Source organism: Streptomyces sp. NPDC022552 (assembly GCF_055561875.1).
Map to the genome: position 1 here is coordinate 1 of NZ_JBVHGJ010000022.1, position 12,929 is coordinate 12,929.

General features: G+C 73.9%; 12 protein-coding genes and 1 pseudogene. 9 read left to right on the top strand and 4 right to left on the bottom strand.

Annotated elements, in window-relative coordinates; all coding sequences use genetic code 11:
- Nucleotides 1–94: pseudogene (locus tag ACZ3OF_RS34610) on the top strand (dihydrofolate reductase family protein); the annotation flags it as partial.
- 28 nt (nucleotides 95–122) lie between these two features.
- Here ACZ3OF_RS34610 and ACZ3OF_RS34615 read toward each other — a convergent pair.
- Nucleotides 123–3,278 (bottom strand): sacsin N-terminal ATP-binding-like domain-containing protein, encoded by a 3,156-nt coding sequence (locus tag ACZ3OF_RS34615; RefSeq protein ID WP_361676748.1) that lies wholly within the window; start codon nucleotides 3,276–3,278, stop codon nucleotides 123–125.
- Between the two features lie 369 nt (nucleotides 3,279–3,647).
- Nucleotides 3,648–4,568 carry a DUF3027 domain-containing protein gene (locus ACZ3OF_RS34620; protein ID WP_361676745.1) on the bottom strand — a complete coding sequence of 307 codons (921 nt, stop codon included), beginning with the start codon at nucleotides 4,566–4,568 and terminating at the stop codon, nucleotides 3,648–3,650.
- A gap of 327 nt (nucleotides 4,569–4,895) precedes the next feature.
- Between ACZ3OF_RS34620 and ACZ3OF_RS34625 the strand changes: the two genes are divergently transcribed.
- The 4 genes from ACZ3OF_RS34625 (at nucleotide 4,896) to ACZ3OF_RS34640 (ending at nucleotide 8,439) form a co-directional block, all read left to right on the top strand.
- Entirely contained in the window at nucleotides 4,896–6,260 is a 1,365-nt protein-coding gene (locus ACZ3OF_RS34625; protein ID WP_361676742.1) for an MFS transporter, read from the top strand.
- A 169-nt stretch (nucleotides 6,261–6,429) separates the two neighbouring features.
- Nucleotides 6,430–6,909: a DUF2771 domain-containing protein gene (locus ACZ3OF_RS34630; RefSeq protein WP_361676739.1), complete on the top strand. Its 480-nt coding sequence runs from the start codon at nucleotides 6,430–6,432 to the stop codon at nucleotides 6,907–6,909.
- Nucleotides 6,910–6,916: 7 nt separating this feature from the next.
- Nucleotides 6,917–7,591 (top strand): futalosine hydrolase, encoded by a 675-nt coding sequence (locus ACZ3OF_RS34635; RefSeq protein ID WP_467308800.1) that lies wholly within the window; start codon nucleotides 6,917–6,919, stop codon nucleotides 7,589–7,591.
- Nucleotides 7,588–8,439 carry a 1,4-dihydroxy-6-naphthoate synthase gene (locus tag ACZ3OF_RS34640; protein ID WP_361676732.1) on the top strand — a complete coding sequence of 284 codons (852 nt, stop codon included), beginning with the start codon at nucleotides 7,588–7,590 and terminating at the stop codon, nucleotides 8,437–8,439. The genes ACZ3OF_RS34635 and ACZ3OF_RS34640 overlap by 4 nt, the downstream gene beginning before the upstream one ends.
- A gap of 19 nt (nucleotides 8,440–8,458) precedes the next feature.
- Here ACZ3OF_RS34640 and ACZ3OF_RS34645 read toward each other — a convergent pair whose 3' ends face one another.
- Complete coding sequence (locus tag ACZ3OF_RS34645) at nucleotides 8,459–8,842, bottom strand: cold-shock protein (protein ID WP_129767066.1); 384 nt, start codon at nucleotides 8,840–8,842, stop codon at nucleotides 8,459–8,461.
- A 151-nt stretch (nucleotides 8,843–8,993) separates the two neighbouring features.
- Between ACZ3OF_RS34645 and ACZ3OF_RS34650 the strand changes: the two genes are divergently transcribed.
- Nucleotides 8,994–9,257, top strand: coding sequence for a hypothetical protein (locus ACZ3OF_RS34650; RefSeq protein WP_361676729.1), 264 nt, complete (start codon nucleotides 8,994–8,996; stop codon nucleotides 9,255–9,257).
- On the opposite strand, the gene ACZ3OF_RS34655 is transcribed toward ACZ3OF_RS34650, so the two are convergent.
- Nucleotides 9,254–9,883, bottom strand: coding sequence for an HAD family hydrolase (locus ACZ3OF_RS34655; RefSeq protein WP_361676726.1), 630 nt, complete (start codon nucleotides 9,881–9,883; stop codon nucleotides 9,254–9,256). The genes ACZ3OF_RS34650 and ACZ3OF_RS34655 overlap by 4 nt on opposite strands.
- Before the next feature lie 108 nt (nucleotides 9,884–9,991).
- Between ACZ3OF_RS34655 and ACZ3OF_RS34660 the strand changes: the two genes are divergently transcribed.
- The 3 genes from ACZ3OF_RS34660 to ACZ3OF_RS34670 are packed head-to-tail and all read left to right on the top strand — an operon-like array spanning nucleotide 9,992 to nucleotide 12,869.
- Nucleotides 9,992–10,996 carry a FecCD family ABC transporter permease gene (locus ACZ3OF_RS34660; RefSeq protein WP_361676723.1) on the top strand — a complete coding sequence of 335 codons (1,005 nt, stop codon included), beginning with the start codon at nucleotides 9,992–9,994 and terminating at the stop codon, nucleotides 10,994–10,996.
- Nucleotides 10,993–12,066: a FecCD family ABC transporter permease gene (locus tag ACZ3OF_RS34665; protein ID WP_467308805.1), complete on the top strand. Its 1,074-nt coding sequence runs from the start codon at nucleotides 10,993–10,995 to the stop codon at nucleotides 12,064–12,066. The genes ACZ3OF_RS34660 and ACZ3OF_RS34665 overlap by 4 nt, the downstream gene beginning before the upstream one ends.
- Nucleotides 12,063–12,869 (top strand): ABC transporter ATP-binding protein, encoded by an 807-nt coding sequence (locus tag ACZ3OF_RS34670; RefSeq protein WP_361676717.1) that lies wholly within the window; start codon nucleotides 12,063–12,065, stop codon nucleotides 12,867–12,869. Before ACZ3OF_RS34665 ends, ACZ3OF_RS34670 begins: the two co-directional genes overlap by 4 nt.
- Nucleotides 12,870–12,929 lie beyond the last annotated feature (60 nt).

Sequence of the window (12,929 nt, forward strand, 5' to 3'; positions counted from 1 at the left end):
CGCCACGGACAAGGACGCCCAGAAGCTGAAGCTGGTCGAGCACGAGGTGTACGCCAACGGCCTGCAGAAGCAGGTCTTCGACGTCGTCCGCTGACCGGGATGGGGCGGTGGTCCGCCGGCCCCTAGTCGAACCACCTGTCCCGGGCCAGTTCCGCCGTACGCGACGGGTCCTCCAGGAGCGCCGCGACCTCGAAGCGGCGGGGCCACTGGCCCGCCGCCCAGGCGAGGCCGGCCGCGACGCCCTCCAGGGTCGCGGCGTGGATCCTGCCGTCCGGGGTCTGGCGCCAGTCCAGCTCGACACCCGCGGCGCGGAGTTCCTCGTGCTCGATGTACGAGTCCGGCGTCGCCGGCCCGAGAAGCGCGTGGACCGAGGGCGGGACGTCGTGCTCCTCGCCCACCGTGGTCACCTCGGCCTCGACGTGCTCGCTCAGCCGTCGCACCTGGAACAGCTCCGCCAGGTCCGCCGCCCGCGCCGGGGCGACCGGCAGCAGCGGGAGTCCGCCCGCGAGCGGGAGGAGGTCGGGGGCGTCCGCCACCAGGGCCTCGGAGGCGTCGACCACCACGAGTTCGCCGTCCACGACCGCACGCAGGTCGTCGGGGAGGGTGACCTGCTCGGGGTCGAGGTCGGCCAGCGCCGTGTACAGGGCGTGCAGTTGGGCACCGGACACCTCACGGTCCGGGTCGGCCAGCCGGCCGAGCAGTTCGGCCGCGCCGCCCGGCTCGTCGAGGAGCGCGGAGACCGAGGTCCGCACGCCGAGGGCCCGCAGGACCTGCTCGTCCTCGAACCCCGTCGCGTCCGCGGAGTCGTACAGGCCGATCAGCAGCGGGTCCGTACCGGCCGCCCGCAGTCCGGCGGGGCGACGGCCGTCGAGGACGGGGTGGTCGCGCAGCCACCAGGCGGTGTACGACCTTACGGTCTCGGTCGTGCCGTCCGGCATCAGGACCCGTACGGGCTGGGTGAGCGCGTCCCGCAGCGGCGGCTGCGCGAGGAGGGCGAGCGCCTGCGGCCAGGCGTCGTCGTCGATCAGATCCAGGTCCCGTACGGCGACGATCTCGGTCGCCACCGGCGGCACCGGCGCCTCCGGCAGCCGGTCGAGGACGTCCTCGCACCAGACGTCGACCGCGTCGAGCAGCCCGGCGTCGTCGGACTCGGCGAAGTCACCCTCGCGGGGTTCCAGTTCGTCCGGGTCGAGGACCAGATCGGTGGCCCGGACCAGGGCGAAGTTGGCGAGCACCCCGCAGGCGGCGAGCGGCTGCTCGCCCCAGCGGTCGGCCAGTTCGGTGTCGCAGAGGGCCAGTTCGTCCTCGCGCATCACGGCGGCGAAGGCGCTGCCGGGCAGGACCAGTTCGCCGGCGGGCGCCAGCTCTCCGTCCTCGTCGGGGAGGGCCAGCGCGCCGAGCCACGGCTCGTCGCCCGGCTCCAGCTCCGCGTCCCGGACGAGCGCGAGCACCGTCTCGGCGAGCTCGTCGGCGTCGAGGGTGTCCGCGTCCTCGTCCCAGATCTCCCCCGCGTCGAGGGAGGCGGCGACCGCCGCCCTGACCTGAGGCGTCGTCAGGACAGCGCGGGGCGTGGCCGGGAGGGCGCCGAGCTTCTCCAGGATCGGGTGGGCGGCGTCCGGGTGGGCGACCTTGAGGCCGAGGCGGGTCAGATCGGCGGGGGTGCGCTCCTGGGGGAGGAGCACGTGCCGGGGGCCGATGGTGGTACGGATCCTGGCGTCGTCGGGGGCGTCGGCCGGGGTGGCCAGCGGCACCGGGAGGCCCGACAGCCGGTCCGGGTCCACGCCCGCGAGGGAGTCGTACAGCCGCCACCACCACGACGGCGGGCGGTCCACCCCGGCGAGCCGGTCGATCGCCTCGGTCAGCGGGACGCGCCCGACACCGAGCGTGCGCAGCTCCACCCGCCGTTCGAGACCGGCGGGCAGCAGGGTCGGGAAGACCTCCGCCAGCACGGCGACGGTCTCGCGGCCCGCGCCCTCCACGACCTCGGCCTCCACCGGCCGCAGTGCGGGCACCTCCTCCGACGGCGCCTCGGGCGCCAGGAACGAGACGCGCGGCAGCCGCTGGAGGATCGCCGCGCGCAGCGCCCCGTCGAGGGAGCCCTTGCCGAGCGGTCCGGGCACCAGGTCGATCGTCGCGACCGTCACCGGCTCCCAGTCGGCGAGGAGTTCGGCGTACGCGTCGGCCGCCCGCTCGACGAGGAAGTCGGTGAGCGGCCCCGGCGCCGGGTGGCGTCGGGCGGTGTCCAGCGGGAGGGAGGCGATCAGCAGGGCGGGCAGGCCGAGCGGTTCGTCGGTGGGGGTGGGTGCGTGGACGACGGGGCTGGTACGGGGGAACTGCGGGGCGCCCTGGCCGTCCACGGGTACGGCCCAGGTCACCGACCAGAACGGGCGCAGCCGCTCCTCGACCGGCCGGTCCTTGAGGAGAACGGGGTCGAGGGGGCCGCCGTGGCTGACGGTCCGCCAGCGGCGGGTCTCCTGGGTGGCGGTGTCGTCGATGTGGACGTACGACTCGTGCTCCGCGCGGGTGAGGACCCGTGCGCCGTCCGTGGTCTCGACGACGATCTCGGCGAGGCCGGGGAGGGTGAGCAGCAGGGCGTCGTCGACGGAGTCGAGGAGCCGCTCGGCGAGGTCGACGGCGGCGGAGTCCCGGAGCGGGAGGACGACGACGGTGTCGTAACCGTCGGGCGCGGTGCCCTCGGCGGGCAGCGGGAGACGCAGGAGCGGTACGTGGCCGTCACGGCGGCGCAGCTCGTCCCCGAGGCCGGGGCTGTGCCGGGCGGCCTCGGCGGCCAGCTCGCGGGCCTCGGCGAGCGACCAGCGGACGCCGCCGTGGCGGCCGAGAACGGCGGGCTCGTCGGAGACGGCGAGGACGGCGGCGAAGCCGACGCCGAAGCGGCCCACGGCTCCGCGGTCGTGCTCGCGCTTGGCGGAGGCGCGGAGGGTGGAAAGCGACTCGACGCCGGTCGCGTCGAGCGGGGCGCCGGTGTTGGCGGCGGCGAGGAGGGCGGGGGCGTCGGGCCCGCCGGGGTGGAGGGTGAGCCGGAGCCGTCCGGTGACGCCGGCGCGGTGGGCGGCGTCGGCGGCGTTCTGGGCGAGCTCGACGACGAGGCGGTCGCGGTAGCCGCCGAGGGCGAGGTCCTCCTCGGCGTTGGCGTCCTCCCGGAACCGGGCGGGCCCGGCGCCCCAGGCATCGAGTACGCCTCTCCGCAGCCGGGCGGTGCCGAAGGGGTCGGCTCCGTCGGTCGACGTCCTGACGCTGACGCTCACGTCTGACTCCACTCTGCGGGGCGTGTTGTGCCGGTGCCCGAAGGTACCGCGCCCCACACCTCCCCCACGCCCACGGGGTGAACGCCCACACCCCGCCGCCGTGTGGGCAGTCGCCCCCACCCCACCCCACCTGCGTGTGGGCAATCGTCCCGCTGGGGCGGGACGGGTGGGCACACGGGACGGCGCCCCTGCGGGCGCGTCCGCTCCGAGCCCCCCGCACCACGAGGCGCGTCCACGCCCCAGGGCCCTGAGGGCGCCGGGCCCAAAAGGCATACGCGCCTGCCAGGGCGCCGCCCGTTGTGCCCACCCGTTCCGCCCGGCGGAACAGTTGCCCACAACGGGTGAGCAGGAGGCGCCTCGGGCGGGGGGTGGTGCCCGGGGTTACGAGTGGCCCAGGTCTTCCGACGTGTCGTCCGGTTCCGTCGTCGAGCCCGAGTCCTTCGCCGGCCGCAGCGGAAACGCATCCGCCCCCATCGAGTCCAGCACCGGCGGCGCCGGCCGCGGCGGCTTCGGCATGACCGCCGCCTCCGAGTGCCCACCGCACCCGTACGCGAGCGAGACGACCCGCCCGTCCGCCGGCGAGAACTCGTTCGCGCAGACCCCGAACGCCTGCTTCAGCGAGCCCGCCAACGGCACCAGGAACGCGCAGGAGTCGCACGACGCCGGCGCCGCCTGCGCCATCGGGGTCTTCGCCCCGAACGACTCGTCCCAGCGGTCCGCCGCCACATGCAGCCCGTACCGCGACAGCACCCGCGCCCGCCGCATCCCGAGCTCCTCCGCCACCGAGGCGATCGCGCCCCGGGACGGCGTACGGGAGACGATCTCCGCGTCCTCCGCGTCGAGGTGGTCCGCCATCTCCTCCGACACCGCGGAGTTCGGCGGCGGCGCGTCCTCGCCGGTGTACCCCGGCTCCAGCCTGAGGTCGTCCTGCTCCGTCGGCAGCAGGTCCCCCGGGCCCATGTCGCCCGGCCGCAGCCGCTCGCTCCACGGCACCCACTCCGGGGCCAGGAGGGCGTCCGAGCCCGGCAGGAGGACGGTTTCGTCCAGGGTGACGTTCTTCGCCCGGGAGGCACGGGTGACCGTCACGGCCCAGCGCCAGCCGCGGTAGCCGGGCTCCTTGCACTCGAAGAAGTGCGTGACGACCCGGTCACCGTCGGCGACCGCCTCCACATGGGCCCCGACGATGCCGGGTGCGGCAGCCTCCTCGGCGGCCGCCCGCGCCAGGTCTACCGCCTCGGCGCACAGGCGGTCGGGGGTACGCGGGGTACGCGGGGTACGGCTTCGCGTCGTCGCAGCACTCACAGGTCTCGCTTCTCTCCTACGCCGTCTCACGGGTGCGCCGGCCGAGGAGCGGGAGCGAAAAGCCCCGGGCGGCGGGCGGAGCGGACCAGGGGGCCGCATCGACGTCCGCGCCCGACATGTCTCGCGTCTCTCGGGCACACCTATCGTCATCCATTCTGCGGGATGCCGAAGAGGCGCGCGGCCGAGATCTTCCGCCGGTGGCGCGCTACGCACGCTACCCCCTCCGCCGCCCGCCGCCCACCTGCCCGCCCCAAGTGGCCCGGATCGTGGACCGACGGTCCGCCGTGCCACGGTTCACAAGTCAGGGGCGTGGGGCACTATGACGGAGTGGCAGCCGCACGGTCGTCCGCACGATCCGACGATCATGCCGGGCCGCTCAGCCGAGCGGGCCGGGCGGTCGGGCGCGCCCTGCACTGGCCGGTCACGGGCACGGCCAAGGGCATCCGCAGGGCGACACACGCGCACGGCGCGGGCGAGTCGGGGCTCGGCAAGCTGATCGAGCTGCACGCCGTGAACGGCGCGGGCGACGTCATGATCACCGTCGCGCTCGCCTCCACGGTCTTCTTCTCCGTACCGACGGACGAGGCACGCGGCCGGGTCGCGCTCTACCTGGCGATCACCATGCTGCCGTTCACCCTGCTGGCCCCCGTGATCGGCCCTCTGCTCGACCGCCTCCCGCACGGGCGGCGCGCGGCGATGGCCGGGGCGATGCTGACCCGTGCCGTCCTCGCGATCACCATGTCGGGCGCTGTGGCGACAGGCGGCCTGGAGCTGTACCCGGCGGCGCTCGGCGTGCTCGTCGCCTCGAAGGCGTACGGAGTGGTGCGCAGCGCCGTCGTGCCGCGCCTGCTGCCGCACGGCTTCTCGCTGGTCAAGGCGAACTCCCGAGTCACCCTCGCGGGGCTCCTCGCGACCGGGATCGCGGCGCCGATCGGTGCGGGGCTCCAGCAGATCGGACCGCAGTACCCGCTGTACGGGGCGTGCGCGCTGTTCCTGCTGGGCGCGTACTGGGCCTTCCGCATGCCGCACAAGGTCGACTCGGCCAAGGGCGAACGGCGGGCGCACCTGCTCACGCACGGCGAGAAGAAACCGAGCCTGCGGACGGTGGGGCCCTCGGTGCTGCACGGGCTCCAGGCGAACGCGGCGCAGCGGATGCTGTCGGGGTTCCTGATCTTCTTCCTGGCCTTCCTGCTGCGTGAGCATCCGCTGTCGGGACAGAGCGCCGCGGTGTCGCTCGCGATGGTGGCGGTGGCGGCGGGCGTGGGGAACGCGTGCGGGACGGGCGTCGGCTCGCTCCTGAAGGACCGCGGCCACGCGCCGGAGGTGATCATCGCCACGATGATCACGACGGTGTGCGGGGTGGCGATCCTCGCGGCGGCGTTCTTCGGCGGGGTGATGGTGGCAGTGCTGGGTGCGGTGGCGGGCCTGACGCAGGCGCTGTCGAAGCTGTCGCTCGACGCGCTGATCCAGCGGGACGTGCCGGAGGAGGTGCGGACGTCCGCGTTCGCCCGTTCGGAGACCCTGCTCCAGATGGCGTGGGTGGTGGGCGGCGCGATCGGCATCTCGCTGCCGCTGAGCGGCCCGGTGGGCATGTCGGTGGCGGCGGGCTTCCTGGGCCTGGGCGCCCTGCTCGCGGTCCGCGGCCTCCTGGTGGCCGCCCGCAAGCCCCTGCCGTCCCAGCCCCCGAAGTGAGCCGCCGGGCCCGGGCGCGTACGACACCGCCCCCTCCCAGCCGTCCGCCCCCGCCCGGGCGGGGGCAAGGCGCCCTGCCGGGCACTCCCACGCCGCCACATCGGCAGGAAAACGCGGCGCGCCGCACCCCCGCGTGGCGGAGTTCGACACGCCCGATAGCCTTCGGGCCATGACCGTTGCGTTCTTCACCGGCTCGCGCCGCCGGGCCGCCGTCGCCCTCGGGGCCGTCTCCGCCGGCCTCCTCGTACTCTCCGCCTGCGACAAGCCGACTCCGCTCGCGACCCTGACGGTCGGGACCGACTCGGTGCACTCCGAGGCCGCCTGCTACAACGACGGCGACGCCATCAAGGAGTCGCAGATCCAGCAGTGCCTCAACAGGAAGGCCGAGAAGACCATCACGGTCGCCGCGGACGACAAGATCCGCTTCGGCGTCGACCCCTCGATCGCCGAGAACGGGTGGACCATCTTCCTCGGTGGCCAGAACGCCGAGCCGGAGCCGTACCACAAGACGTACCGGACCATCCCGGCCAGCGCCTTCTTCTCCTCCCAGACCGGCGAGGCGACCGACGAGACCCAGGTCACCATCGTCGAGAGCGACGGCAAGAAGCTGACCGGCGTCTGGCACTTCGGGCTGAAGAAGGAATCCTGATCCTCCGGTGACGGTCCGGATCCTGATCGTGACGGCCGTGGCGGCGGAGGCGGACTCCGTCGCACGCGGCCTTCGCCTCGACGGTCCGCACGCCGCCGACGTACTCGTCGGCGGTGTCGGGCCCGCGGCCGCCGCCGCGGCAACCGCCACCGCGCTCGCGCGGGCCGCCGCCCCCTACGACCTCGTCGTCTCCGCCGGGATCGCCGGCGGGTTCCAGCCCCTCGCGCCCCTCGGCTCCGTCGTCGTGTCCGACGCGATCGTCTCCGCCGACCTCGGCGCGCAGACGCCCGACGGCTACCTCACCGTCGAGGAGCTCGGCTTCGGGCGCTCCACGCACTCCGTGCCGCCCGCCCTGACCCGGCGGATCTCCGACGCCCTCGCCCGCGGCGAACAGCGCCACACCGTCGCACCCGTACTCACCGTCTCCACCGTCACCGGCACCGCCGAGCGCGCCGCCGAGCTGGCGGCACGTCACCCCGGCGCCGCCGCGGAGGCGATGGAGGGGTTCGGCGTCGCCGAGGCCGCCGCCGCCCACGGCGTACCCGTGGTCGAGATCCGCGCCGTCTCCAACGCCGTCGGCCCGCGCGACCGCGCCGCCTGGCGCATCGGCGAGGCCCTGGACTCGCTGCGGCACACGTTCCAGCTGCTCAGCACCACCGTCTTCGTGGAGCCCGCCCCATGACGCCCAAGCTCAAGATCGCGTACTCGCCCTGCCCGAACGACACCTTCGTCTTCGACGCCTGGGCCCACGGCCGCGTCCCCGGCGCCCCGCGCCTCGACGTGACGTTCGCCGACATCGACCTCACCAACGGCTGGGCCGAGAGCGCCGACCCCGCGTACGACGTCCTGAAGGTCTCGTACGCGGTGCTGCCCTGGGTCCTCGACGAGTACGCCCTGCTGCCCTGCGGAGGCGCGCTGGGCCGCGGCTGCGGCCCCCTGGTGCTCACCCGGGAGCCGGGGCTGGAACTGACGGGGAAGACCGTCGCCGTGCCGAGCGAGCGCTCCACGGCGTACCTGCTCTTCCGGCTCTGGGCGGCGGACGTCGTCCCGGGAGGGGTCGGGAACGTCGTCGTCATGCCGTTCCACGAGATCATGCCCGCCGTGCGCGACGGGAAGGTCGACGCGGGGCTCGTCATCCACGAGGCCCGGTTCACCTACCAGAACTACGGTCTGCACGCGCTGGCCGACATGGGCGCCCACTGGGAGGACACCACCGGTCTCCCGATCCCGCTCGGTGCGATCATCGCCCGCCGCTCGCTCGGCCAGGACGTGCTGCGGAGCCTCGCGGAGGCGGCCCGTGCGTCGGTACGGATGGCCTGGGACGACCCGGCCGTCTCCCGGCCGTACGTACTCGAGCACGCGCAGGAGATGGACCCCAAGGTGGCCGATCAGCACATCGGCCTCTACGTCAACGAGTTCACGGCCGACCTCGGGGAGGCCGGCTACGCGGCCGTGCGCGGGCTGCTCACACGCGCGGCGGCCGAGGGGCTGGTACCGCCCCTCGGCCCGGATGCGCTGTCGTTCCCGTAACGGGAACGGATGGATCGGATCAGACGTCGAGCTGGTCCGCGACCGCCCGCAGCAGGCCCGCGATCTTGCCGCCCTGCGCCTTGTCGGGGTAGCGGCCGCGCTCCAGCATCGGCGTGATGTTCTCCAGGAGCGTCGTCAGGTCCTGCACGATGGACGCCAGTTCGTCGGGCTTGCGGCGCTGCGCCGCGGCGACGGACGGGGTCGGGTCGAGGACCGTCACGGAGAGGGCCTGGTCACCGCGCTGTCCGGCGACCACCCCGAACTCCACACGCTGTCCCGGCTTGAGGGCGTCGACTCCGGCAGGGAGCACCGACGAGTGGACGAAGACGTCGCCGCCGTCGTCGCGGGAGAGAAAGCCGAAGCCCTTCTCACTGTTGAACCATTTGACCTTGCCGGTAGGCACGTCCGTCCTCGTCCTCGTACTCGATGGAATGCGCCGGGAATCCGGCTCTGGAGACCGATTCAGCGGTCGCCCGCACCAAGGCTAATGGGCTTCGGGGCGGTGACAAGACGTCGCCGGTTTGTTCCTTCGGCCTGGGAACTACCCTGGCTGAATGCGTAGTGAAACCCCTTCGGCCCCCTCGGACGACAGCGCTCCGGGTGACGGCCTCGTCCGTGCCGGTGCGATTGTCTTCATCATCGGTGCGGTGGCCACGCTGGTCACGGTCGCGCCGCTGTTCCTCGGCACCGACCCGTTCCCGCCGATCGCGTACGCCGTCTGCATGCTGATGGGCGTCGGATTCCTGGTCGCGGGAGCCGGTGTGCTGCGCTCGATCGGGGCCCAGCGGCGGCAGGCGAAGGCGGCCGGGGCCAACTAGCCCCGGTACGCGTCCCACCAGGCACGGAACCCGGTCAGGTCCGGCAGCACGACGTCCGCGCCGGCCGTCTTCAGCTCCGCCTCGTCGCACGGTCCGGTCGCCACGGCCACCGAGAGCGCGCCCGCGGTCGCGGCGCCGCGCACGTCGCCGGTGTGGTCGCCGACGTACACCCCCGCGCCGTACTCGCGCAGGGCCTCCGCCTTGCCCTCGGCCCACAGTCCGCCGATGACGGCGTCGGGGTCGATGCCGAGGTGGGAGAGGTGCAGCTTGGCGTGGGGCTCGTTCTTCGCGGTGACGACGATGGCCCGGCCGCCCGCCTCGCGAACGGCTTGAATCGCATCCCGGGCGCCGGGCAGCGCGAGCGAGGGCTCGATCGCGTACGTCGGGTAGAGCGCGCGGTACTGGGCGACCCGCTCCACGATCTCCGCCTCCGGGAACCAGTGGGCCAGCTCGTGCTCAAGCGGCGGCCCGAGCCGCGAGACCGCCAGATCGGCGTCGATCGCGACCCCGACCTGCGCGGAGAAGGCCTCGTAGGTGGCCTTGATGCCGGGGCGGGAGTCGATCAGCGTCATGTCCAGGTCGAAGCCGACGGTCAGCGGGAGTCGCGGGAGAGTCATGGGTGACATTGTGCCCGGGTGTTCGAACAGGCCTGCTGCTTAGACTGACCCCCGCCGACCGGGTGAGCGAAGGCTTGCCGAAGTCGACGTACCACCCGCACCTCCCGATGGGCCTCGATGACCGCCGCTCTCCGTTCCAGACGCGTTCTGGCCACCGCCGTCGCCGTCGTCGCCCTCCTCCTCGCGATCCTGCTGAGCCTCGCCGTGGGCGCCCGGGCCATCGCTCCGTCCACGGTCCTCGACGCGCTGCTGCACGGCGGCACGAGCGACGACGCCGAGGTCGTACGGCAGATGCGCGTCCCCAGGACCCTGATCGGGCTGATGGTCGGCGCCGCCCTCGCCCTCGCCGGCACGGCCCTGCAGGGCATCACCCGGAACCCCATCGCCGATCCGGGGATCCTCGGCATCGGTCAGGGCGCCTCGGTGGGCGTGGTCCTCGCGATCGCCTTCGCCGGGGTGCACACGCTGACGGGGTACGTGTGGTTCGCCTTCGCGGGCGCGGCACTCGCCTCGGTCGCGGTGTACGCGATCGCCTCCAGCGGGCGCGGCGGAGCGACGCCGGTGAAGCTGGCGCTCGGCGGCGCCGCGATCAACGCGCTGCTGCTGTCCGTGACGACCGGGGTGCTCACGACCAGGGCGTCGGCCCTGGACGAGTTCCGGTTCTGGCAGATCGGCTCGCTGGACGGGCGGGACGCCGAGGTCGTCGGCCAGATCTGGCCCTTCCTGCTGCTCGGCGCCGTGCTCGTGCTCTCCGTGGCCCGGGGCCTGGACGCGCTGGCGCTCGGCGAGGACGTGGCGAAGGGGCTCGGCCAGCGGGTGGCGACGGTACGGATCGTGGGCGGTGTCGGGGCGACCGTGCTGACCGGCGCGGGGGTCGCGGCGGCCGGACCGATCGCGTTCGTCGGCCTCGCGGTTCCGCACATCGCCCGCGCCATCGTCGGCGGCGACCACCGCTGGGTGCTGCCGATGGCGGCGCTCGTGGGGCCCGTGATGCTGCTGGTGTCGGACGTGATCGGGCGGGTGCTCTTCCCGCCGGGCGAGGTGCCCGCGGGTGTGATGACGGCGCTCATAGGGGTGCCGTTCCTGGTGACGCTGGTGCGCCGGAAGGCGGTGCCGGCATGACGACGGCGTCCGTACGTTCCGCCGGGCGCGTACGTCCTGCCGGGTACGGGGTCGTGCGCGCGGGGGGCGGGTCGTTCCTGCTGCACCGGCGCTCGGCGCTGGTGGCCACGGGTCTCCTGCTGCTGCTCGCCGCGGTCTGCGTCGCGTACCTCTGTGTCGGCGAGAGGTTCGTCGCACCGGGCGAGGTCCTGAAGGTGGTCCTCGGGCAGGAGTCCCGGTCCGCGTTCGTCGTCGAGGAGCTGCGGATGCCGCGGCTCGCGGTCGGGCTGATGGTCGGCGCCGCGTTCGGGATCGCCGGCGCCCTCATCCAGACCGTCGCCCGCAACCCGCTCGCCAGCCCCGACATCATCGGCATCAGCCAGGGCGCGGGCGCGCTGACGGTGGGCGCGATGACCTTCGGCCTCACCTCGTACACCGTCCTGCCGTACCTCTCGGTCGTCGGCGGCATCGCGGCCGCCGCGCTCGTGTACGTCTTCGCGTGGCGCGGCGGGCTGCACGCGACGCGGTTCGTTCTGATCGGGATCGGCTTCGCGATCGCGCTGCGCTCGCTGATCACCCTGTTCATGACCAAGGGCGACTACCTGGTCGCCCAGCAGGCCCAGATCTGGATGACCGGCTCACTGAACGGGCGCGGCTGGGACGAGGCGGCGCCGATCCGCTGGACCCTGATCGTGCTGCTCCCGGCGATCCTGTGGGCGGCGCGCGCGCAGCGCACGGTGTCGTTGGACGACGACACGGCGACAGCGCTGGGGGTCTCGCTCGGGCGGGTCCGGCTGGGGCTCGTGTGCGTCGGCGTCGTACTCGCGTCGGTGGCCACGGGGGTGGCAGGTCCGGTCGACTTCGTGGCGCTGCTCGCGCCGCAGATCGCCCGGCGGATGACGCGTACGGCGCAGATCCCGCTGCTGTGCTCGGCCCTGATGGGGGCGTTCGTCGTGGTCCTGGCCGACCTCCTGGGCAAGCGGCTGTTCTCGCCGACCGAGCTGCCGGTGGGTGTCCTGACGGCGGCGGTCGGCGCCCCGTATCTGATCTGGCTCATCGTCCGGAGCCGAAGCGTGGGAGGAAAGTCGTGAGCCGGCTGACCGCGCGCGAGCTGACGCTCGCGTACGAGGACCGTACGGTCGTGGAGGAGCTGGACCTCGCCGTCCCGGACGGCAAGGTGACCGTGATCGTCGGTCCGAACGCGTGCGGGAAGTCGACGACGCTGCGGGCGCTCGGGCGGCTGCTCAAGCCGGCGGGCGGGGCGGTGCTCCTCGACGGGGAGTCGCTGGCGAAGCTGCCGACGAAGCGGATCGCGCAGTCGATCGGGCTGCTGCCGCAGACCCCCGTCGCGCCGGAGGCGATCACGGTCGCCGACCTCGTCTCGCGGGGGCGTCAGCCGCACCAGGCGTGGTGGCGGCAGTGGTCGGAGGCGGACGAGCGGGCGGTCGTGGAGGCCATGGCCTCGACGGACGTCGCCGCGCTGGCCGACCGGTCGGTGGACGAGCTGTCGGGCGGTCAGCGGCAGCGGGTCTGGATCGCGATGGCGCTCGCGCAGGAGACGGATCTGCTGCTGCTCGACGAGCCGACGACGTACCTGGACATCGCCCACCAGGTGGAGGTCCTGGACCTGGTGCGCCGCCTGAACGTGGCGCGGGGCAGGACGGTCGTCCTGGTCCTCCACGACCTGAACCAGGCGGCGCGGTACGCGGACCACCTGGTGGCGATGAAGGCGGGGCGTGTGGTGGCGGAGGGGGCGCCGGAGGACGTGGTGACGGCGGACCTGGTCCGCGACGTCTTCGGCCTGAAGTCGGTGGTGGTCCCGGACCCGGTGACGGGCTCGCCGCTGGTGGTGCCGGGGGCACCGTGGGGAGCGGTGCCGGCGCCCAGGGGGTGACGGGGCTCGTCGTGGGCAGGCGTTCCGGACCGCCCCCGCGCAGACGTTTGACGCCCCCCG